The sequence below is a fragment of the Sphingopyxis sp. H053 genome (assembly GCF_001468225.1).
In the GTDB taxonomy this organism is placed as follows: domain Bacteria; phylum Pseudomonadota; class Alphaproteobacteria; order Sphingomonadales; family Sphingomonadaceae; genus Sphingopyxis.
Genome location: NZ_LNRU01000002.1, coordinates 243,840 through 265,019 on the forward strand (window position 1 = coordinate 243,840; position 21,180 = coordinate 265,019).

18 protein-coding genes are annotated in these 21,180 nt (G+C 65.1%); 6 read left to right on the forward strand and 12 right to left on the reverse strand.

The genetic code is table 11. The annotated features are described in order from the left end of the window. Positions 1-6 precede the first annotated feature (6 nt). A complete protein-coding gene (locus ATE70_RS04360; protein ID WP_082639636.1) occupies positions 7-726 on the reverse strand; it encodes an HAD family hydrolase in 720 nt (239 codons plus the stop codon). Positions 727-827: 101 nt separating this feature from the next. On the opposite strand from ATE70_RS04360, the gene ATE70_RS04365 reads away from it, so the two are divergent. The 5 genes from ATE70_RS04365 to ATE70_RS04385 all read left to right on the forward strand — a co-directional run bounded on the left by ATE70_RS04365 (position 828) and on the right by ATE70_RS04385 (position 4,817). Further along, positions 828-1,934 (forward strand): ABC transporter permease, encoded by a 1,107-nt coding sequence (locus tag ATE70_RS04365; RefSeq protein WP_058536724.1) that lies wholly within the window; start codon positions 828-830, stop codon positions 1,932-1,934. After that, on the forward strand, positions 1,934-2,788 hold the full coding sequence (locus ATE70_RS04370; protein WP_231732738.1) for an ABC transporter ATP-binding protein: 855 nt from the start codon (positions 1,934-1,936) through the stop codon (positions 2,786-2,788). The genes ATE70_RS04365 and ATE70_RS04370 overlap by 1 nt, the downstream gene beginning before the upstream one ends. A 9-nt stretch (positions 2,789-2,797) precedes the next feature. Then, entirely contained in the window at positions 2,798-3,739 is a 942-nt protein-coding gene (locus ATE70_RS04375) for an MlaD family protein (protein WP_058536725.1), read from the forward strand. An 8-nt stretch (positions 3,740-3,747) separates the two neighbouring features. Beyond that, complete coding sequence (locus tag ATE70_RS04380) at positions 3,748-4,347, forward strand: ABC-type transport auxiliary lipoprotein family protein (RefSeq protein ID WP_082639652.1); 600 nt, start codon at positions 3,748-3,750, stop codon at positions 4,345-4,347. A 149-nt stretch (positions 4,348-4,496) separates the two neighbouring features. Then, positions 4,497-4,817, forward strand: coding sequence for a DMT family transporter (locus ATE70_RS04385; RefSeq protein ID WP_058536726.1), 321 nt, complete (start codon positions 4,497-4,499; stop codon positions 4,815-4,817). A gap of 180 nt (positions 4,818-4,997) precedes the next feature. Here the strand turns inward: ATE70_RS04385 and pepN are convergent, their stop codons facing one another. Beyond that, positions 4,998-7,589 carry an aminopeptidase N gene (gene pepN, locus ATE70_RS04390; RefSeq protein ID WP_058536727.1) on the reverse strand — a complete coding sequence of 864 codons (2,592 nt, stop codon included), beginning with the start codon at positions 7,587-7,589 and terminating at the stop codon, positions 4,998-5,000. A 46-nt stretch (positions 7,590-7,635) separates the two neighbouring features. On the opposite strand from pepN, the gene ATE70_RS04395 reads away from it, so the two are divergent. After that, a complete protein-coding gene (locus tag ATE70_RS04395) occupies positions 7,636-8,430 on the forward strand; it encodes a hypothetical protein (protein WP_058536728.1) in 795 nt (264 codons plus the stop codon). An 86-nt stretch (positions 8,431-8,516) separates the two neighbouring features. Here ATE70_RS04395 and ATE70_RS04400 read toward each other — a convergent pair whose 3' ends face one another. From ATE70_RS04400 to ATE70_RS04445, 10 genes are all read right to left on the reverse strand, one after another. After that, positions 8,517-9,782 carry a DUF445 domain-containing protein gene (locus tag ATE70_RS04400; RefSeq protein WP_058536729.1) on the reverse strand — a complete coding sequence of 422 codons (1,266 nt, stop codon included), beginning with the start codon at positions 9,780-9,782 and terminating at the stop codon, positions 8,517-8,519. Between the two features lie 70 nt (positions 9,783-9,852). Continuing rightward, positions 9,853-13,269, reverse strand: a complete 3,417-nt coding sequence (locus ATE70_RS04405) for an efflux RND transporter permease subunit (RefSeq protein ID WP_058536730.1) — start codon at positions 13,267-13,269, stop codon at positions 9,853-9,855. 46 nt (positions 13,270-13,315) lie between these two features. Beyond that, positions 13,316-14,506 carry an efflux RND transporter periplasmic adaptor subunit gene (locus ATE70_RS04410; protein ID WP_082639653.1) on the reverse strand — a complete coding sequence of 397 codons (1,191 nt, stop codon included), beginning with the start codon at positions 14,504-14,506 and terminating at the stop codon, positions 13,316-13,318. Between the two features lie 290 nt (positions 14,507-14,796). Further along, positions 14,797-15,066 carry a GlsB/YeaQ/YmgE family stress response membrane protein gene (locus ATE70_RS04415; protein ID WP_058536732.1) on the reverse strand — a complete coding sequence of 90 codons (270 nt, stop codon included), beginning with the start codon at positions 15,064-15,066 and terminating at the stop codon, positions 14,797-14,799. Between the two features lie 118 nt (positions 15,067-15,184). Continuing rightward, positions 15,185-15,448 (reverse strand): GlsB/YeaQ/YmgE family stress response membrane protein, encoded by a 264-nt coding sequence (locus ATE70_RS04420; protein WP_058536733.1) that lies wholly within the window; start codon positions 15,446-15,448, stop codon positions 15,185-15,187. Between the two features lie 990 nt (positions 15,449-16,438). Next, positions 16,439-17,533 (reverse strand): DUF2853 family protein, encoded by a 1,095-nt coding sequence (locus ATE70_RS24105; RefSeq protein ID WP_082639637.1) that lies wholly within the window; start codon positions 17,531-17,533, stop codon positions 16,439-16,441. Positions 17,534-17,661: 128 nt separating this feature from the next. Next, positions 17,662-18,651, reverse strand: coding sequence for a quinolinate synthase NadA (gene nadA / locus ATE70_RS04430; RefSeq protein WP_058536734.1), 990 nt, complete (start codon positions 18,649-18,651; stop codon positions 17,662-17,664). Between the two features lie 71 nt (positions 18,652-18,722). Continuing rightward, the gene (locus ATE70_RS04435) at positions 18,723-19,433 is read right to left on the reverse strand and encodes a hypothetical protein (protein ID WP_058536735.1); all 711 of its coding nucleotides are present in this window, start codon (positions 19,431-19,433) and stop codon (positions 18,723-18,725) included. A gap of 65 nt (positions 19,434-19,498) precedes the next feature. Further along, a complete protein-coding gene (locus ATE70_RS04440) occupies positions 19,499-20,137 on the reverse strand; it encodes a DUF4230 domain-containing protein (RefSeq protein WP_058536736.1) in 639 nt (212 codons plus the stop codon). Next, positions 20,138-21,055 carry an MBL fold metallo-hydrolase gene (locus tag ATE70_RS04445; RefSeq protein ID WP_058536992.1) on the reverse strand — a complete coding sequence of 306 codons (918 nt, stop codon included), beginning with the start codon at positions 21,053-21,055 and terminating at the stop codon, positions 20,138-20,140. It lies immediately after the preceding gene. Positions 21,056-21,180 lie beyond the last annotated feature (125 nt).

Sequence of the window (21,180 nt, forward strand, 5' to 3'; positions counted from 1 at the left end):
GGAGAATCAGCGCCGCGCGCGCCAGTCGACGACCTGCCAGCCCATTTGCGGGGCGAGCAATTTCAGCCTGCGCGATGGCGTCGCCGCGACCGCCTCGTCGGCAAAATGCAGCATCGGGTGGTCGGACACATGGTCCGAATAGGCGCGGATATGCGCGCGATCGCGGGTGATGTCGTTGGCCGCCATCCAGTCGTCGATCCGCGCGAACTTCGCCTCGCCATAGCAATTGTCGCCCGCGAGCCGCGCGTGGATATGGTCGGCGCCGTCGGGCTCGTCGAGCTGCGTCGCGAGCACATCGTCGATCCCGAGCCGCCGCGCGATCGCATCGACGTAGAGGTGGAACGACGCGGTCGCGAGCAGCAGCCGATACCCCGCCTCGCGGTCGGCGGCGATCTGCTCGAGCGCTGCGGAGTGCAGCCCGCGCGCTACGACCTTGTCGGCATAGCTTTCGGCGAGCGGCGCGATTTCTGTGCGGCGAAAGCGCTTGCCGACAAGCAGCCGGAGGTTGATTGCCTTCAGCCGCGAGCGGTCAATCAGGCGGAGCGAATAGGCCGCCCCCGCAAGCCCGACGAGCGGCAGCAACAAGAGCCGCCATTGCTGGCGCCGCCGCGCGACATGCATCAGGAAGCCGCTGTAAGTCCCTGAACGCGTTATCGTCCGGTCCATGTCGTACATCGCGACGCGGTGCGCATAGTCGGGGATCGGCGTGGCGAGCGGGTCTTCCATCCCCCACCCATAGTGTGGCCCGGCATGGCGGCCAAGGCCCGGCAAACTAAACCATGGATTCACTTGCCGTCATGGGGCAAATAAGACAATGTTCCCGCACGATGGTTGCCAGGGCGGATTTCGAACATAGCGACGGTGCCGATGGTGCCGAAGTTCGCTTCACTGGCCGTCTGACGCTCGCGCGTCTGGGTGACGTTCCCGCGCGTCTCGATGCGCTGGGTCCGATCGCGACGCTCGACCTGTCGGCGCTCGAGCGCATCGACACCGTCGGCGCCTGGATCGTGACACGCACCGCCAAGGAACATGGTTCGAAGGTCGTCGGCGCGAGCGAAGAAGCGCAGCGCCTGCTCGAGGCGCTCGCCAGCGACAAGAGCGAATATCGCGTCCACCGCGATCGCCGCCCGGGCTGGGCGCGGATGCTCGAACAGGTCGGCCATGCCAGCGTCGCGATCTGGCACGAACTGCTGGGCATCGTCGGCTTTTTCGGTGCGATGATCGTCGCGCTGGGCATCCAGATCCGCGCGCGCCGCCGCCTCCGCTGGAATGCCGTTGTCACCCGTTTCCAGACCGTCGGCGTCGACGCCCTGCCGATCATCGGCCTGATGAGCTTCCTGATCGGGATCGTCATCGCGCAGCAGGGCGCGGTGCAGCTCGAACAATTCGGGCTGGAGGTGTTCACGATCAACCTCGTCGGCCGCGCCTCGATCCGCGAACTTGGCCTGCTGATGACCGCGATCATGGTCGCGGGCCGCTCGGGATCGGCCTTTGCCGCCCAGATTGGCACGATGAAACTGACCGAAGAGATCGACGCGATGCGCACGATCGGGGTGTCGCCGATGGAAGCGATCGTGCTGCCGCGCGTCGCCGCGTCGACGATCACCATGCCGCTGCTCGGTTTCTACGCCAGCCTGTGCGCGATCGCGGGCGGCGGCGCCTTTGTCTGGATCGGGCTCGACATCCCGCCGCTCACCTATATCCAGCGGCTGCGCGAAATTATTCCGATGACCGATTTTTACATCATGCTGATCAAGGCGCCCGTGTTCGGCATATTGATCGGCGTCACCGGTTGTTACGAAGGCATGCAGGTGCGCCAGAATGCCGAGGAGGTCGGCCAGCGCACGACATCGGCGGTGGTCGCCGCGATCTTCCTCGTCATCGTCCTCGACGCGATGTTCGCCGTCTTCTTCTCTTCGCTGGGATGGAATTGATGAGCGAAGAGATCGAGCAGGAGATCAAGGAAGAGCTTGCCGCCGCCGATGCGGTGCGGCCCGAAAAGTTCGAAACCGCCATTTGCATCCGCGGGCTCAAGAACCAGTTCGGCGATGCCGTGGTTCACGAGGATCTGAACCTCGACGTCCGTTCGGGCGAGATTCTGGGCGTCGTCGGCGGATCGGGCACCGGCAAGTCGGTGCTGATGCGCTCGATCATCGGACTCCAAACGCCGACCGCGGGCGAGATCGAAGTGTATGGCAAGACGCTCGACACGATCGCCAACGAAGAGGAATCGCGCGATTTGCGCCGGCGCTGGGGCGTGATGTTTCAGGGCGGCGCGCTCTTTTCGACGCTGAGCGTGGCCGAGAATATCCAGGTCCCGCTGCGCGAATATTATCCGCGCCTCGACCAGCGGCTGCTCGACGAGATCGCGGCATACAAGGTCGCGATGGTCGGCCTGCCCCCCGATGCCGGCCCGAAATATCCCGCCGAGCTGTCGGGCGGGATGGTCAAGCGCGCCGGCCTCGCGCGCGCGCTGGCACTCGACCCCGCGCTGCTCTTTCTCGACGAGCCGACCGCGGGGCTCGACCCGATCGGGGCGGCGAAGTTCGACGAGCTTATCCGCGAACTGGCCGACACGATGGGCCTTACCGTCTTCCTCATTACCCACGACCTCGACTCGCTTTATGCCACCTGCGACCGGGTCGCGGTGCTGGCCGAAAAGAAGGTGATCGCGGTCGGCACAATCCCGGAACTGCTTGCCACCGAGCATCCGTGGATACAGGATTATTTCAACGGGCCACGCGGCCGTGCTGCGGCAAGCGGGAACCAAACCGCGAAGCCGCGATAGGAACAGCTGATGGAAACACGCTCAAACAACGTCCTCGTCGGCGCTTTTGTCCTCCTCTTCACCGCGGCGCTCGCCTTTTTCGTCGTCTGGCTGGCGAACGACAGCGGAGGCGACAAGCGCGAATATGACATTTTCTTCAAGCAATCGGTCGACGGGCTGAACAAGGGCGCGCAGGTGCAATTCTCCGGCGTTCCCGCGGGGCAGGTGCGCGAAATCGCGCTGTGGCCCGAAGATCCGCAATTCGTCCGCGTCCGGATCGAGGTGAACGAGGGCGTCCCGGTGCTGCAGGGAACGACCGCCGCGCTCGAAGGCGTCGGCTTTACCGGCGTGTCGCAAATCTCGCTCGATGGCGCGGTCAAGGGCGCGCCGCCGATCGCCGACAAAGGGCCCGCGGGCAAGCCCGTCATCCCGACGCGCGTCGGCGGCCTCGGCGAACTGCTCAACACCGCGCCGCAATTGCTCCAACGCCTGTCGACGCTGAGCGAACGCCTCGCCGAACTTGCCGACGACAAGAATCAGGAGAGCTTTGCCAAGATACTGGCCAATGTCGAAGCGACCACCGCGACGCTCGCGCGCAACGGGCCGGCGCTCGAACGCGCGCTCGCCGATACACGCATCGCCATCCAGCAAGCGGGCAACGCCGCCGAACAGGTCGGCAACCTCGCGGCGTCGGCGCAGGGCACGATCGACCGCAACGTCGACCCCGCGATGGCGAACCTGCGCGATACGCTGAAATCGGCGAATGCCTCGATGGCGACGCTCGAGGCCGCGATCAGCGACGCGCGGCCGGGGCTCAAGACGTTCAGCGAAACGACGATCCCCGAAGCCAATGCGCTGATCCGCGACCTGCGCCGTACCTCTGCCTCGCTGTCCAGCCTGACCGACAAGCTCGACCAGCAGGGCGCGGGCGCGGTTCTCGGCGGCAGCCAGCTGCCCGATTACAAGAAATGAGGATGCCCATGATGCGAACATTCCGCGCCCCGCTGGTTGCCGTCATCGCGGCTGTGACGCTTTCGGGCTGCATCGGACTCGGCGGCAAGACACCGCCCTTCCTGCTGACGCTCGACGCCGACGCGGCGCCGAGCGCGGGCGGTGCGCGCACCGCGGCCGAAGCGGCGACACTGACGATCCTGATCCCGACCGCACCGCAAAAGCTGCGCACGACGCGCATCCCGGTGCAGCAGGACGGATCGAGTGTCGCCTATGTGAAGGACGCGCAATGGGTCGAGGCACCCTCGCGCCTGTTCCAGCGGCTGGTGTCCGAAACCGTGTCGGCGCGCACGTCGCGCGTCGTACTCGACGAGGGGCAATATTTGACCGCGCCGGGCGAACAGCTCGCGGGGCAGTTGATGGAGTTCGGCGTCGACGCCGCGACGAACGAGGTCGTCGTCGTCTATCAGGCGATGCTGGTGTCGGCGGGCGGCAAGACCGTGACGCAGCGCCGCTTCGAAGCGCGCGAGGCGATCGGCGGCAAGGTCGAGGCGAAGCCCGTCGGCGAGGCGCTGACCCGCGCCGCGAACAAGGTCGCGGTCGAAGTTACGGGCTGGCTGGGCGGCTAGGGTCAGAACCTAGACCGGCCTGCCCATTGCCATTTCGTGCCGCTGCGCCTAGAGGGCGCCGCATCATATCGCCTGTATCCGCGCAGCCTCTTCCGGGTTTCCGGCTGTGCCCTTTCCTTTCGAGCCCGTTGACTTGAAAGGACTATGCCATGGCGTGGGTCATCCTCGCGATCGCCGTCGTTACCGAAATCATCTGGGCGCTCAGCCTGAAATGGGCCGCGACGCTCGGGACCTGGCAGGCATCGGTCGTTCCCGTCTCGCTCAGTTTTTTGAACATGGCGCTGCTCGCGTTCGCGATGCGCGGGATCTCGGCCGGGACCGCCTATGCGATCTGGACCGGCCTCGGCGCGGTCGGCGTCATCATCGGCGGCATATTCTGGTTCGGCGAGAAGGTGAACGCGGTCCAGATCGGCTTCATGGCGCTGATCGTCATCGGCGTCGCCGGGACCAAGCTGTTTTCGACGGCCTGATCGAGACCGTGGGGCGGTTTTCGACCGGGTGCCGCCTCCAACACTCTCGTCACCCGGACTTGATCCGGGGTCCCGCTTGAGATCAAAGCCTGCCGATGCCTCAAAAAGCGGGATCCCGGATCAAGTCCGGGATGACGAAGGGTAAGGAAGCATCGACGGCTCCCCACCCCTAAGCCGCTCTCACCCCAACAAGCTCTTCGACGCCTGTTCGGTTACATCGCGCGACAGGCCGGGCTGCGCGAGGATGCGCTCGAGTTCGGCCTTCATCAGCGCCTGCCGCCCCTCGTCGAACCGTTTCCAGCGGCCGAGCGGCGGGATCATCTTCGCCGACGTCTGCGGGTTCTTCGGGTCGAGCGCTATGACGAGGTCGGCGATCAACCGGTAGCCCGCACCATCGGCCTGATGGAACGCCGCCTGATTGCCCGTCAGCGCGCCGTAAAGCGAGCGCACGCGATTGGGGTTAGCGAGCGTGAAGTCGGGGTGCTGCGCGAGCGCCTTCACCGCATCGACGGTGTCGCCGCGCAGCGACCACGCCTGCACCTGGAACCATTTGTCGAGCACGAGCGGGTTGTCGCGATAGCGTTGATAGAAGATGTCGAGCGCGGCGATGCGCTCGTCGCTGTCGCCATGCGCGAGCGTCGCGAGCGCCGCCTGCCGTTCGGTCATGCCGTCGGCATCGGAGAAGATGCCGAATGCCAGCGCCGGGGCATCGTCGGCCCCCGTTGCGGCGAGATAGGCGAGCGCGACGCCGCGGAGGCGGCGGCCGCCCTTGGCGTTGCTCGACAGGTCGGTCGCGGGCGGCGCGCTGCCGGCAAGGATCGCGCGCCATTCGCTTTCGAGCGCGGTGCCGATCGCGGCCTGCAAGGCGAGCCGCTCGCGGCGGATCGCGTCGGGATCGACGGTGACCATCTGGTCGCCGATAAAGGCTTCGCTGGGCAACAGCACCGCCTCGGCGACGAAGGCGGGGTCGCTTGCCGCGCCGGCGAGCGTCTGACCGACCGCGTCGATCACCGCCCGAGTATCGCCCGTCTTGCCCGAAACCGCGGCAACGAGCGTGTCGAGCATCAGCTGCTGCAACGCCTCGTAGCGCGCGAACGGGTCGTCGTCGTGCGCGGCGAGCCACGCGAGTTCGCCGGGACCGCGCTCGAAATCGACGATGATCGGCGCCGAGAAGCCGCGATTGACCGACAGCGCCGGACGCGCCGCAAATTTGCCGAGCGCGATACGCTGCGTCGCGCCGGTCACGGTGACGAGCGTGTCGGCGAGCGCATCGCCACTGCCGTCCATCGCAAAGGCCGCGAGGCGGAGCGGCATCATCATCGGCTGTTTTTCGGGCTGCCCGGGCGTCGGCGGCACCGTCTGCACGATGTCGAGCGACCAGTCGTCGCCCTCTTCGGCTAGCGACAGCTTGAGCCGCGGCGTGCCCGCCTGCTCGTACCAGCGGCGGAATTGCGCGAGGTCTAGCCCCGCGCCGTCCTCGATCGCACGCACGAAATCCTCGCACGTCGCAGCCTCGCCGTCGTGGCGGTCGAAATAGAGATCGGTGCCTTTACGGAAGCGCTCGGGGCCGACCATCGTCGCCATCATGCGGATGATCTCGGCGCCCTTGTTATAGATGGTCGCGGTGTAGAAATTCGAGATTTCCTGAAAGCTGTCGGGGCGGATTGGATGCGCGAGCGGCCCCGCATCCTCGGGGAATTGCGCGGCGCGGAGCAGACGGACATCCTCGATCCGCTTGACCGGGGGCGAGCCCATATCGGCTGAAAAGCTCTGGTCGCGAAAGACGGTGAAGCCCTCTTTCAGCGAAAGCTGGAACCAGTCGCGGCAGGTGACGCGATTGCCCGACCAATTGTGGAAATATTCGTGCGCGACGACGCCCTCGACCCCGTCATAATCGACGTCGGTCGCGGTGTCGGGATCGGCGAGGATATAGCGGGTGTTGAAGATATTGAGACCCTTGTTCTCCATCGCGCCCATGTTGAAATCGCTGACCGCGACGATGTTGAACAGGTTGAGATCATATTCGCGGCCGTAGACGCGCTCGTCCCACGCCATGCTGTCCTTCAGCGCCTGCATCGCATGGCCGGTGCGATCCTGATCGCCGCCCCGAACCCAGATGCCGAGTTCGACCTCGCGCCCCGACATCGTCGTGAAGCTATCCTTGTTGACGACGAGGTCACCGGCGACGAGCGCGAAGAGATAGGAAGGCTTCGGCCATGGGTCTTCCCACAGCGCCCAATGATCGCTTCCATCTTCGCCCTGATCGACGCAATTGCCGTTCGACAGCAGGATCGGGAACGCGGCCTTGTCGCCTTGCATCCGCACCTTGTAGCGGCTGAGCACGTCGGGGCGGTCGGGGTGGAAGGTGATGCGGCGGAAGCCTTCGGCTTCGCACTGCGTGCAGAGCAGGCCGCCCGAGGCATAGAGCCCCGAAAGCTGGGTGTTCGACGCGGGGTCGATCACCGTGTCGACCTCGACCGTCGCCGCGGTGCGTTCGCCCAGGTCGACGATCAGGTCGCTGCCCTCCATCCGCCAGTCGTTCCACACCTCGCCATCGACGCGCACCGCCGCGGGGGCCAGCCCGTCGCCGCGCAGCGTGAGCGGCACGGGAGCGTCGGCATCGCGCACCACCGACAGCGCCGCGCCGACCTTCGTCGCATCGACCCCGAGCGCGAAATCGAGCGCGATGTCTGGGATGGACCAATCGGGCGCGCGATAGTCGCTGCGGTGAATGGTGACGGGGATGGCGGGGGTTGAGGAGGCGTCGGTCATGTGATCGATCTAGGCACAGCGCCGCCGACGCGCAATAAGGCGCGCGATGGGACAGATGCTGATTTTCGGGATGGGTTATGCGGCGAGCCACCTCGGGGGCCGCCTCCGCGCGCGCGGCTGGGAGGTGACCGGGACGACGCAGGACGGGCGCGAGGGCAGTATTGCCTTTGCCGACGAGGCCGCGGTGCTCGGCGCGCTGCGCAGCGCGACGCACATATTGTCATCAGTGCCGCCCGCCGAGGGCGCCGACCCGGTGCTCGCGCGCTATGGCGAGGCTGTTGCTCTCGCCCCGGCGGGCTGGGTCGGCTATCTGTCGTCGACCGGCGTCTATGGCGATACGGGCGGCGCGTGGGTCGATGAAAGTGCCGCCATCAAGGGTCGTCGTCCCGACCGCAACGCGGCCGACGCGGCTTGGGGCATGCTGCGCAGCGATGTCCGCACCTTTCGTCTCCCCGGCATCTATGGCCCCGGTCGCTCGATCCTCGATCGCATCGCCGAGGGCCGGGCACATCGGATAGACTTGCCCGAACAGGTTTTCAGCCGCGTCCATGTCGATGACATCGCGGGCGGGGTCATGGCATCGTTCAGGGGACCGGCGGGTGTCTATAATCTGGCCGATGACGAGCCGTGCCATCAGAATGAGTTGGTCGAATGGGGCTGTGCGATGCTCGGCGCGCCGTTGCCGCCGTTGCAATCGCTCGATGACGCGGGCCTTTCTCCCGCCGCGCGCGCCTTCTATGCCGAGAACCGCCGCGTTGCGAATGACAAGGCGAAACGGTTGCTTGGTTGGACGCCACGCTATCCAAGTTTTCGCGATGGGCTGGCCGCCTGCCTGGTCTAATCCGTCACCCCCGCGAAGGCGGGGGTCCCGCTTCTGCGCGGTTGAAAGCGGGATTCCCGCCTTCGCGGGAATGACGGGGAAAGCAGCTAGATCAACACGTCCACCGTATGGATCAGCACGCCGACAAGCCCGCCCACCAGCGTGCCGTTGATGCGGATATATTGCAGGTCGTCGCCGACGGCATTTTCCAGCCGGTCGGTGATCGTCTTGGCGTCCCAGCCACGGATCGTGTCCGACACCAGCCTGAGCGCGGTCTCACCATAGCTGTCGACGACGCCGACCACCGCGCGGCGCGCATAGCGGTTGAGCGTGCGCTTGATCCCCGCATCCTCGCCGAGCATCGCGCCGAACTGGGTGACGAGTTCGCCGATGCGGCCCGCGAGCATCGTGTCGGGGTTGCGCGCGGCCTTGAGCAGCGCGGTCCGGCCCTGTTCCCACAAACCGTCGAGCCAGCGTTTGACCGCCTTGTTTTCGAGCAGCTCGTCGCGAACCTTGGCGACCTTCGCCTTCACCTCGGGGTCGTGCTGCAGGTCGAGCGCTATTTTGGCGAGCCCTTCCTCGACGCGGATGCGCAGCGGGTGCGTCTCGTCGACCGCCATTTCGCTGAGCAGCTTCGACAGCCCGGCGACGATGCGGTTCGAGATGCTTTCGTCGAGCCCGGTGAAGCGCACGATCGCGTTCGAATTGTCGTGCACCATCTGATGGATCAGATGCTCGTTGAGTTCGAGCGTCTTCGACCCCCATTTGACCATCGCGTCGAGCAGCGGCTGGTGCCGCCCCTCGGCGAGTGCGGCCTGCAATGCCTGGCCGAGCAAAGGCGCGACGTCGAGTTCGCGGAGGCGATCGGCGATCGCCGATTTGACGATGCCGCCGAGGCGCTGCTGGTCGAGCGCGCCCAAACCGTCGGCGATGATCCGCGACGCGCCGAGCCGGAGGCGCCCGCCGCCCTCGCCCGGTTCGGACAGGAATTTTCCGACCGCGCCCGCGACATCGACCGTCTGCATCTTGCGCGCGATCAGGCGCGGCAGCAGGAAATTGTTGAGCAGGAAGCGCGCGAGCGTGTCGCCGATCCGGTTCTTGTTACGCGGGATGATCGCGGTGTGCGGGATCGGCAGCCCCATCGGGTGGCGGAACAGCGCGGTAACCGCGAACCAGTCGGCAAGCCCGCCGACCATCGCCGCCTCGGCAAAGGCGCGGATAAAACCGATCGCGGGATGGACGTCCTGAAAATATTTCGCGCCGAGGAAAACGAACGCCATGACGATGAGCAGACCCGTCGCGACGACGCGAATGTTCGATCCTCTTGCCGGGATGGCGACGCCAATCGGCCGGGAAAGCGTGCGGTCGGTCATATGAACCAAATGGCGAAATGCCGCAAAGGTTGCAACCGGCGCAGTCGCTTACCGCGCCGGCGCGCTCCCATTATTCCGCCGGTTCGGGCGCGGGCGCGCCGTGCGGCTTGGTATCGTCACCCTTGCGATAGGTCAGCAGGTTGCTCGAGAAGAAGCGGCCGAGGCGCTTTTCGATGCTGTCGGCAAGGCTGAAGCCCGCGGGAACGATCAGCAGCGTCAGCAGCGTCGACAGGATCAGGCCGCCGATCACGACGACGCCCATCGGCGCGCGCCAGGCGCCGTCGCCCGACAGCGACAGCGCGGTCGGCACCATGCCCGCGACCATCGCTACCGTGGTCATTACGATCGGCTGCGCGCGCTTGCGCCCCGCGTCGAGCAGCGCCGCATTCTTCTCGACGCCATGGTCCATTTCCTCGATCGCGAAATCGACGAGCAGGATCGAGTTCTTCGCGACGATGCCGAGCAGCATGAGCAGGCCGATATAAACGGGCATCGAGATTTCCATGCCGGTGATCAACAAGCCGAGCAGGCCGCCCAACGGCGCGAGCAGCAACGACGACATGTTGACCAGCGGCGACAGGAAGCGGCGATAGAGCAGCACCAGGGTCGAGAAGACCAGCAAGAGCCCCGACACCACCGCAATCATGAAGTTCATGATCAGTTCGGCCTGCCACTTCTGATCGCCTTGCACGACCTTGCGAATGCCCTGCGGCATCGTGGTGATCGCGGGCAACGCATCGATCTTTTTCTGCGCTTCGCCGGTCACCAGGCCCGGTGCCAGATCGGCACCGATCACGATGCGCCGCGTCTGGTTATAGCGGCGCAGTTCGGTGGGCCCCGCGCCAAAGCCGATCGAGGCGACCGACTTCAGCGGCACCGTCGTCCCGCGCGCGGTCGGCACAGGCAGATTCTCGATCGTCGCCAGCGCGCGACGCGAATCTTCGGACAGGAGCACGCGGATCGGGATCTGGCGATCGGACAGCGAGAATTTCGCCGCATTCTGGTCGATATCGCCGATCGTCGCGATGCGGATCGTCTGGCTGAGCGCCGACGTGGTCACGCCCAGTTCGGCGGCGAGGTCCATCCGCGGGCTGACGATGATTTCCGGGCGCGGAATATCGCCCTCGATCCGCGGCGAGCGCACTTCCTTGAGCTTTTCCATCTGCGACACGATCAGGCGCGCATGCTTCTCGAGCGCCACCGGATCGTCGCTGCCGATGACCATCGTGATATCGCGGCCGGAAAAGCCGCCCGACTGGCTCTGGAAGGTCACGCGCGCATCGGGGATCGCCGCCATTTGCGGCTGCAGGCTGCGTTCCCATTCGACGCTGGTAACTTCGCGCTTCTTCTTCAGCGTGATATAGACGCCGCCGTCGTTGACGTTGACCTCGTAAAAGGCGTTTGCGACATTCTTGTCCTTCGACAGGATCGCGTTGATCTGGTTCGAGATATGCTCGCTCTGCGCGAGCGTGGAGCCCGGCGGCAATTCATAACGGATCTGGCTGTAGTCGCTGTTGATCGTCGGCTGGAACTGCTGCGGCAGGATCATCAGCAAGGCGACGCTCAACCCCAGCGACAGGAAGCCGATGCCGACAATCCAGACGCGATGGTCGAAAAGGCGGGCATAGCCACGCTGGACCATGAACTTCGCCCAGTTGGTGAAGCCCCATTCGCGCATTCCGATGAGCCATGCGAGGGCGCCGAGCAGGATCGCGATCAGGCTGACGCCGAGATACGTCAGGATCGCATCGACAGGCGTCTTCAGCAGGAAGTACATCGCCGTATTGGGCGCATCCTGCCCGACCGGGACCGGCTGAAAATAGGCGTAGATCGCATAAAGGACCGACAGACCGGCGAGGATCAGCGGCACTGCCAGATAGGCGATCTTCGTCCGATGCGCTTCGTAACGCGCGCGGATCGCATGATGCTTTCTGTTGTCGAGCGTCCATTTGAGAAGGCGCTCATAGCGGTCGACCCACGGGCCCGAGGCATGATCCTGCTCGCCCTGCGCCGACAGGAAATAGGCGGCGATCATCGGCGTGATCATGCGCGCGACCGCCAGGCTGACGAGCACCGCGAAGACAACGGTCATGCCGAACTGGATGAAGAACTGCCCCGAAATGCCAGGCATCAGCGCGACGGGCAGGAAGACCGCGACGATCGACATCGTCGTCGCGACAACCGCGAGGCCGATTTCGTCGGCGGCATCGATCGACGCCTGATAGGCGGTTTTGCCCATTCGCATATGCCGGACGATATTCTCGATCTCCACGATCGCATCGTCGACGAGCACGCCGGCGACAAGGCTGAGCGCGAGCAGCGACAGGCTGTTCAGCGAAAAGCCCATCATGTCCATGAACCAGAAGGTCGGGATCGCCGACAGCGGGATCGCGAGCGCACTGATCAGCGTCGCGCGCCAGTCGCGCAGGAAGAGGAACACGACGACCACCGCGAGGATCGCGCCTTCGATCATCGCGAGCATCGAGCTGCGATATTGTTCCTTGGTATATTCGGTGCGCGTGAAGAGGATCTTGAATTCGACCTGCGGGTTCGCCTTCTTGATCTCGGCGAGCTTCTTCATCGCCTCGTCGTGGATCGTGACGTCCGAGGCGCCCTTCGCCTTTTCGATCGAGAAGCTCAACACTTGGCGGTTGCCGATCTTCGCGAGGTTGCGCTGTTCGGCGTAGCCGTCGGTCACGGTCGCGACATCGGCGAGGCGGATCGTGCGGCCGCTGCCGATCGATATGCGTGTTTCGCCAAGCTGGAAGGCGTTTTCGGCGTTGCCGAGCACGCGCACCGCCTGCTCCGATCCGGCGATTTCGGTACGCCCGCCCGCGGCATTGACGTTCACCTGGCGCAATTCCTGGTTCACCTGGCTCGCGGTGAGGCCATAGCTTTGCATGCGCGCGGGGTCGAGGATCACGCGGATTTCGCGATTGACCCCGCCCGACCGGCTGACCTTTGCCATGCCCTGGATCGAAAGCAGTTCCTTGGCGATCGTATTGTCGACGAACCAGCTCAATTGTTCGAGCGTCATGTCCGACGTTTCGACGGCGAAATAGGTGATCGGGCCGCCCGCGGCGTCGACGCGCACGACCTGCGGTTCGAGGATGCCGTCGGGCAGGTCGCTGCGGATCTGCTGTACCGCCTGGTTGACGTCGTTATAGGCGCGGTCGATCGGGGTGCCGATCGCGAACTGCACCATCGTCCGGCTGTTGCCCTCGGCGACATAGGACGACAGTTCGTCGACGCCGCTGACCGCGCGCACCGCGGCCTCGACACGCTGGGTGACCTGCGTCTCCAGTTCGGACGGCGCCGCGCCGGGCTGCACCACGACGACCTGGACCATCGGAAATTCGACGTCGGGATTGTCGTTGACGTCCATCCGGTTGAAGCTGACGACACCTGCCAGAAGAAGCAGGATGAACATCACAATCGGCGGCACCGGATTGCGAATGCACCAGGCGGAAATGTTGCGAAAGCTCATGATCAAACGCCCTTGTGCACTGAATCTCTAATGCGCCGCTGGCCGGTTACTGCGACGATTTCTGTACCACCGGCTTCACCTTGTCGCCGGGGTTGAGGAAAGCGCCCGCGAGCGCGACGACCTTTTCGGTGCCGGTAAGCCCCGACGCGATCGACACGCCGCCGTCGGTCACGGTCCCGACCTTCACCGGACGGCGCTGGACCGTGTTATTGGCATCGACCACCAGCACGAAATTGCCTTCGACGCCGCTTTGCACGGCGCTTTCGGGGAGGAGCGGCGCTTCCGCCGTGCCCGCGATCAGGCGCGCGTCGGCAAAGCCACCCGGACGCAGCGCCTCGCTGTACGGAATCGCGATGCGGACGGTGCCCTGCCGCGTTTCCATGTTGATGACCGGCGACTTCTGCCAAACCTGTCCCGCGATATTCAGGTTGCTGCCCACCGGGGTGATCGTCGCGCGCGTGCCGACATTGACGCGGGCCAGATCGGCCTCGGCCATCTGGGCCAGCATTTCCATCTCGCCGTCGCGCGCCATGCGGAACAGGACCCCGCTGCCGGCGCCGACGATCTGGCCCGGCTCGACGTCACGCGTCAGCACGAGGCCCGCGGCGGGCGCGACGATATTGAGGCGCTCGTTGCGCGCGGTCGCTTCGGCATATTGCGCCTGCGCGACGCGAACGCGTGCGTTGGCGGCGTCGCGCGTCGCGCGCTTGCGATCCATGTCGGCCTTGGAAATGAACCCGCGCCCGACGAGCGCCTGCGCGCGCTCGAGTTCGGCCTGCGCCAGTTTGGCATCGGCCTGCGCGACGCGGATCGACGCGGCAAGGCTCGCGGCCTGCTGCGCCTGAACCGAGCGGTCGATGACCGCGAGCGTCTGCCCCGCACCGACCCACTGGCCGGGTTCGACAAGGACGCGAAGGACCTGTCCGCCCTCTCCCGCGACGCCGACGGGCATTTCGCGGCGCGCCGCGATCGTGCCGTTGGCGGAGATCGCCGCCTCGACCGAAACGCGGCCTGGAATGATCACGGTGACGTTGGGCGCCGCAGCCGTACCCGCGTCGGCATCGGCAGCCGCCTTGCCGCTCGTGAAGGCATAATAGGTCGCCGCCAGGGCGAGTGCGATCAGCACCAGCGCGACGATCAGCCAGGTGCGCTTGCGACGGCTGTCGCCCGCGTCTTCATAAAAGCTTTGCGTGCCCGCCAGGCTGTCCATCACATCCACTTTCCGCTCGTAGTTCACGCCGAAAACCCTCCCTGCCTTGCGCGGCATCATGCTGCGGCAGGCGCAGACGCGCCTGTCCCCTCGACCCCGCACGACAGGATCAATCCACTGCGAGGTGTATTACCTAATTAAATCACCACTGGCAAGAGGCGAAACTTCGCCATCCCCCCTGCGCCCCGGATCGCGGCTCATAGGCTTGTCTTCGTTCAATTTCCAGTGCTTACCGCCATGAAAAAGGGCGGCGCGCCCTGCGGCGGCCACCCTTTTCTTCCGGCCGGTCCGAACGGCCAGCCGTTATCGGCAGGCGGTCAGCGGACCCGGCCGCGCCGCACGAGGTTGACGATCCCAAGCAGGATCACCGCGCCGATGAAGGCGGTGAGCAAGGTCATCGGATCAAAGGCGTTGCCGCGCAGATGTCCGCCGCCCAGGAAACTGCCGAACAGCAAGCGGCCGAGGATCGACCCGACACAACCGACGATGATGTTGAGGAAAATGCCTTGCTGCGCGTCGGTGCGCATCACGATACTGGCGAGCCAGCCGATGATGCCGCCCATGATGATAGCGATAATCCAAGTCATAAGATGACCCCCTACGATCGATGTTGGCGCCTGACCCTGCAGGCATCACTTGGTAACCCAAATATCTGATATCGCCTAGCAGAATGGCGGCGGCGCGATCACGCCGCCGCCACATCGTTCAGCGGACGCTGCCGCGCCGAACCAGGTTGACGATGCCCAGCAGCACCACCGCGCCGATGAAGGCCCAAAGCAGCCCGATCGGACTGAAGGCATCGAGGCTCGCCCCCATGCCGAAAAAGCTGCCGAGGAAATTCCCGAGGAACGCGCCGACGATGCCGACAACGACATTCAGGATGATGCCCTGCTGCGCGTCGGTGCGCATGACGATGCTCGCCAACCAGCCGATAATGCCGCCGACGATCAATGTAATGATCAGACCCATGATATTTCCCTTCCTGAACCGGCCGGGCAAGCGCCGATGCCCGGCGATCATGCGAACGTCCGGTCGCGCCCGGACATCGTTTCAACGATGACCAAAGAATGCGGGTCGGGAGCGAAAGGTTCCCGGCCGGCCCGCGTGGGCTCGGCCGGGAAAGTGGGATCGGTTCCTGATCGGGAACGTCTCCGGGTCGCAAGACGCCACTAAGCAGCCGCGTTTGACGCTGATGTGACGAAAGTCACAGGGGTGAAAATAAATGGGATGGGTCCGCGGCACATGCGCGGCCACCATGCGGGCGCTCCGACCGCCGCATGCGAAATGGGGGCCGACATCGCTGCCAACCCCCACTATCCGGCTTTGCCCCACGTACCTCGCTCCACCTCATCCCGGTCCGCTTCTCTTGCGATCAGCAGCCCGCAAAACGATGCGTTGCGGCGCACGCCGGAACAATCCGGCGACGGTTTGGTCGGCCCCCTTTCGGGGGCCGGCCGCACCTGGAAAGCCCTTCATCATCTCTTCTTGCGTCCGCCGAAGCGGTCGCTGTCCAAGCGATGGACTGCGTTTCCTGTACCCAATCGGGTCCGTATCAACTCGTGGGAATCGCTACGTTCCGTGATCAGGCTACCGGTCGATTTCCTCGCCAATCCGTCCGTTCTCTTCTGGCTAGTCTTGCAACTACCCTTGATGTCCCGGTGGTCTGCGTCTCTGTCGTCCGATGATTTGAAGCTGACATGAAGATTTCGTGCCGCCAACAAAAAATGCGCGAAAAACCGGCTCGGGCGGCCTGCGCTTGTGGATAAGTCCGGCATTAGCAACAAGCGGATTCGCTGCAGCATTTTTGTAACAGCCCTGCAGCATTTTCGGATTCAGAATCCGAACCGGCTCGCGGGCACCGCCATCCAATCTACGTCGATTTTCTTGCCCACGAGTCGCGACTCGGCATAAAAAAAAGCGGGACCCGGAGGCCCCGCTCTCTTCATGCTCGGTGGACGATCAGCCCTTCACGGTGACCTCAACGCGGCGCGCCGCCGAATTGTCGGTCCCGGTCGTCGTCGCCTCGGCCGGTTTTTCGAGCACGACCTTGTCGGCCGCGAAGCCGAGCTTCTCGAGCGCCGCCTTGACGCTCTGCGCGCGGTTCTTCGACAATTCGGCGTTGGCGGCCGCATTGCCCGTCGGATCGTTATAGCCCGACACTGCAAGCGTCGCGGCGGGGTTGCTGTCGAGATAGGCTTTCACCGACGATGCCGCGGTTGTCAGATCGTTCGACACCTCCGATTTGCCGGTGTCGAAATAGACCGTCAGCATCGGCTTGCCCTCGCGGTCCGCCGCGACGACGCCGGCACCCTCGGGGATGGCGGCGACGGGCGCGGCTCCCGTATCGGTGGGCGCGACCGTCTCGCTGATCGCGGTCTCGTCGGTGGCCGGGGCAACCGCCGCATCCTGTTTCGAACAATAGCGCAGGCCGAAGAACAGCAGCGCCGCCAGAACGAGCAACAGCAGAAGCCAGGGCAGCCAGCCCATGCCGCCGCTCTTTTCGCTTTCGCCATCACCGCCCGAATAGGCGGTCTGCGGACTTGCCGCCGACGGCGCCGGAGCCGCGGGCGATGCCGCCGGCGGCGGGGCCGCAGCGGCGGGAATGGCCGACGCACCGGCGAGACCCGCCGCAGCCAGCGGGACGGCCGAGGTCGTGTCATCATCCTTGCCGGAATCGCCGTCCAGCCCGCCGACGGCGGCGAGCCCTGCGGCGGCGCCCGCAGCACCAGCCGCGCCGCCAAAGAGCGTAAGCAGGCCGAAATGCTGCGCGAGGAGATAATAGACGGTGACGCGGTTCTTGGTCCGGTCTTCCTTCATCCGTTCGCCGACCCCGGCGATCGCCGCATCGAGCGTGGCGTCATCATCGGTCAGCCCCAGTTTTTTCTTGAGGAAGTTTTCGCGGACGCGGTCGGTTTCTTTTGTGTCGGTAAAGGAAACGAGCGAGGAATCGCGGTTTCTGAGAGCGATGCCGAGATATTTGACGATCGCCGACACCACATTTTCGTCGGCGTCCTCGACATATTTCCTGACATCCGCCAGCCAATCTTCTGCCATGCGATTTCCTCCTGCTTAGACGCAAGGGTTCGTCGTCAGACGCTCGCACGGGGGGCGAGACTCGCGTCTTAGGAGGCGGAACTTATATCATTTTCCGCGAAAGCAAACATCGCGGCGGGAAATCGGGGCTATCGCTTGCCGAGATCGCCCTTGCCGATCGTGCCCGACGCCATTTCGAGCATCCGGTCGAGGCTCTTGCGCGCAGCGAGGCGGAGGCCCTCTTCCATCTCGATCTGCGGCTTCAAATCGCGCAGCGCGATGTAGAGCTTCTCCATCGTGTTGAGCGCCATGTACGGGCAGATGTTGCAGTTACAGTTGCCGTCGGCCCCCGGCGCACCGATGAACTTCTTCTCGGGCAGCGCGAGCTCCATCTGGTGGATGATGTGCGGCTCGGTCGCGACGATCAGCGTGTCGCCGGGGAAGCTCTTGGCGAACTGCAGGATGCCGCTCGTCGAACCGACATAGTCGGCATGGTCGACGATATGCGGCGGGCATTCGGGGTGCGCCGCGACCGGGGCACCCGGATGCTGCGCCTTCAATTTGATCAGCTCGGTTTCGCTGAACGCCTCGTGCACGATGCACACGCCCGGCCACAGCAGCATTTCGCGCCCGAACTTGCGGTTGAGATAGCCACCGAGGTGACGGTCGGGGCCGAAGATGATCGGCTGGCTTTCGGGGATCTGGCTGATGATCGTCTCGGCGCTCGACGAGGTGACGATGATGTCGCTGAGCGCCTTCACTGCCGCCGAGCAGTTGATGTAAGTCAGCGCGATATGGTCGGGATGCTTTTCGCGAAAGCGCTTGAACTGTTCGGGCGGACAGCTGTCCTCGAGGCTGCATCCCGCGTCCATGTCGGGCAGGATCACGGTCTTTTCGGGGCTGAGGATCTTCGCGGTCTCGGCCATGAATTTCACGCCGCAGAATGCGATGACCTCGGCGTCGGTGTCGGCGGCCTTGCGCGACAGCTCAAGCGAATCGCCGACGAAATCGGCGAGGTCCTGAATCTCGGGCTTCTGGTAATAATGCGCGAGGATGACGGCATTGCGCTCCTTGCGCAGGCGCTCGATTTCGGCGCGCAGGTCGAGGCCCGAGAGATTCTCGCGAATGGGAGCAGTCATCGCTTTTCCTTATATGGCTTTAGCCTTGGCGCACCCCCTACACCGCTGCCCGCGGCAGGGCAATTCGGCTATCAACCGGCAAGCCGCTCCGCGAGCGCGATGACAGGGGGCGTCATCGCCAAAAGATAGATGGTGATGCGCACCGCGATGACAATCGCCGCGATCGCTTTTGTCGCGGGATGGATGCGGCCCAGCGTTCGCCGGTCGTACAGCGCGATGATGCCGACAACGCCCAGCTGGATCAGCCCGATCGGAATGTCCGACCAGCCGATCATCAGCGGCATCGGCAATATCCGGCCGAGTGCGGGTTCGAGAATGACGATCGTCGCGCCGATCATCAGCCGCCGGTGCCACGCGGTCGTATGGCGCCGCCGGATCGCCGCCCACACCATCAGACCAAAGACCAGCGATTCCACAGTCGTGAGCGCGAAGAAATAAGGCGGCGCGAAGAAGGGCGGAAAGCGGTTCAGCACCAGCGACGCGAGGCCGGTGAAGATGCCGAGGCCGGTGATGAACAGCGCGAGCCCCGCGCCGATCCACCCAAGCCGCCGGTGCAGCGCGAGATTATCGCGCGAGACGAGCGTCGGCTGAACGATCAGCAGCGCCAGCCATGCCAGCATCGCCACCCCGTGCAGATGCACCCAGAAAGGCGCCGCGACCGGATCGACGAAGCCCCTCAGCGCGAATTGCAGAAAACCGAAGACGATAAAAATCGCGAGGCCGATCGCCATGCGATGCCAGAAAAGTTCGGCGCGCGCGGCGCCCCCCGCGGTACTAGCCATGCCCGTTCCCCCTGCCCGACCGGGAGCGAGAATAGCGCAGCCTCGAATCTACCGAAAGCGGGGATTTACCCAGATGGCGCGTCGGCGAAGCGCGCGGTTACCTTGGCATCGATCCCCGCGGCTTTCAGCGGCATTGCAAAGCTCTGCTCGACCGCGGTGCGCGCCGCACCCTGCGCGAGGCGCATCGGTGTCGCGCCCTTGGCCTGCGCTATCAGTTCCTCCTGCGCGCGCTTGCGGTTCGCGGCGTCGAGCGTGCGTTCAGCGTCGGTCAGCGTCAGCAAGATCTCGCCGTCGCGATATTCGCTGATCGCGTCGATATCGATCTCGGGGCCCGCGAGCCGCAACGGCGGCAGCGTGACGGTGAGCGCGTTGGTCGCTGCATCCCAGTCGAGGTCGGATTGCTTCAATTTGCCGAGGTCGAGTTCGTAGCGGACCGTGCCCGGCATGATCAGCGTCTTCTTGGCGCTCAGCCCCAGCCGGCTCTGCGTCGAGGTCACCACGGCGACATAGCGCGCGGTGAAGGGGACGAGGACATTCTGTTCCTGCAGGCCCTGCAGGCTGGCGGCGACGACGGTTTCGGGATCATAGCCCTTTTGCCAGTCCTGCCACGCCGCAACCGCCCACCAGACAGCGACGAGCAGCAGCGCCGCGGCGGCAAGCAGGATCAGGCGGGGCGCAAGGCGCGCTGGGGAAGCAGAGGTCATTCAGGCAAGTTCCCATTCTTCGTCATGCGCACGCACGATCCCGCGCGTCCGAAGGTCGATCAGGTGCGCGAGCACCGAGCGGCCGGCGGCGCCATTGAGCCGCGGGTCGAGTCCCTTGTACATATGCTTGACCATGTCGGGGATCACGCTCGTCCCCTTTTCGAGTTCGCGCAAAATCTGCCGCTCGCGCTGTCTGCGGTGGCCGAGCATGCCGCGCACCAGCTGCCGCGGCTTGGTCACGGCGGGGCCGTGCGCGGGATAATAGACACGGTCTTCACGCTCATAGAGCTTCGACAGGCTCGCCATATAGGCGGCCATATCGCCGTCGGGCGGGCTGACGACGCTCGTCGACCAGGCCATGACATGATCGCCGGTGAACAGCGCGCCGCTTTCGACGAGGCCGAAGCAGAGATGGTTCGAGGTGTGGCCGGGGGTCGCAACGGCTTCGAGGGTCCAGCCGTCGCCCGAAATGCGCTCGCCGTCGGTGAGCACGCGGTCGGGGGAATAATCGGGGTCGAACGCCGAATCAGCGCGCGGCCCGTCGTCGGACAGCGCCAGCGGCGCGCAACCGATGATCGGCGCGCCGGTCGCTTCTTTCAGCGGCGCCGCGGCGGGCGAATGATCGCGGTGCGTATGCGTGCAAAGGATCGCGGCGACGCGCTGGCCTTCGGTCGCGCGCAGGATCGCGTCGACATGGCCGGTGCCGTTGATGTCGGCAGGGTCGCCGATGCTGAGCCCCGAACCGGTCGGACCCGGATCGATCACCGCGACGTCACTGCCCGCCCCAACGATCCACGTCTGCGTGCCCGTGAAGGTATAGGGCGACGGGTTCGGCGCGAGCACGCGGCGCACCAGCGGTTCATGCTGTTCGCATTCGCCGGCGCGGATGCTGTCGGGCCAGGGCTTTTCTTCGCTCATACCGCCCATGTGGCATCGCGCACCGCGAAGGAAAAGGGATGGGTGCGAAAAAGCGCACGTGAAAAAGGGAGCAGCATGCGCCGCCCCCTTTCCCCGCCCCTGCCGCCGACCCCACCGGGGAGTAA

Excerpts from the sequence above, each read along its gene's own strand:
- ATE70_RS04395 (WP_058536728.1), top strand. The coding sequence starts at position 7,636 with ATGGGACAGATGCTGATTTTCGGGATGGGTTATGCGGCGAGCCACCTC.
- ATE70_RS24105 (WP_082639637.1), bottom strand. The coding sequence starts at position 17,533 with ATGGCAGAAGATTGGCTGGCGGATGTCAGGAAATATGTCGAGGACGCC.
- ATE70_RS04440 (WP_058536736.1), bottom strand. The coding sequence starts at position 20,137 with ATGACCTCTGCTTCCCCAGCGCGCCTTGCGCCCCGCCTGATCCTGCTT.
- ATE70_RS04400 (WP_058536729.1), bottom strand. The coding sequence starts at position 9,782 with ATGACCGACCGCACGCTTTCCCGGCCGATTGGCGTCGCCATCCCGGCA.
- nadA (WP_058536734.1), bottom strand. The coding sequence starts at position 18,651 with ATGACTGCTCCCATTCGCGAGAATCTCTCGGGCCTCGACCTGCGCGCC.
- ATE70_RS04360 (WP_082639636.1), bottom strand. The coding sequence starts at position 726 with ATGGAAGACCCGCTCGCCACGCCGATCCCCGACTATGCGCACCGCGTC.
- ATE70_RS04380 (WP_082639652.1), top strand. The coding sequence starts at position 3,748 with ATGATGCGAACATTCCGCGCCCCGCTGGTTGCCGTCATCGCGGCTGTG.
- pepN (WP_058536727.1), bottom strand. The coding sequence starts at position 7,589 with ATGACCGACGCCTCCTCAACCCCCGCCATCCCCGTCACCATTCACCGC.
- ATE70_RS04445 (WP_058536992.1), bottom strand. The coding sequence starts at position 21,055 with ATGAGCGAAGAAAAGCCCTGGCCCGACAGCATCCGCGCCGGCGAATGC.
- ATE70_RS04415 (WP_058536732.1), bottom strand. The coding sequence starts at position 15,066 with ATGACTTGGATTATCGCTATCATCATGGGCGGCATCATCGGCTGGCTC.
- ATE70_RS04435 (WP_058536735.1), bottom strand. The coding sequence starts at position 19,433 with ATGGCTAGTACCGCGGGGGGCGCCGCGCGCGCCGAACTTTTCTGGCAT.
- ATE70_RS04385 (WP_058536726.1), top strand. The coding sequence starts at position 4,497 with ATGGCGTGGGTCATCCTCGCGATCGCCGTCGTTACCGAAATCATCTGG.
- ATE70_RS04420 (WP_058536733.1), bottom strand. The coding sequence starts at position 15,448 with ATGGGTCTGATCATTACATTGATCGTCGGCGGCATTATCGGCTGGTTG.
- ATE70_RS04370 (WP_231732738.1), top strand. The coding sequence starts at position 1,934 with ATGAGCGAAGAGATCGAGCAGGAGATCAAGGAAGAGCTTGCCGCCGCC.
- ATE70_RS04405 (WP_058536730.1), bottom strand. The coding sequence starts at position 13,269 with ATGAGCTTTCGCAACATTTCCGCCTGGTGCATTCGCAATCCGGTGCCG.
- ATE70_RS04365 (WP_058536724.1), top strand. The coding sequence starts at position 828 with ATGGTTGCCAGGGCGGATTTCGAACATAGCGACGGTGCCGATGGTGCC.
- ATE70_RS04375 (WP_058536725.1), top strand. The coding sequence starts at position 2,798 with ATGGAAACACGCTCAAACAACGTCCTCGTCGGCGCTTTTGTCCTCCTC.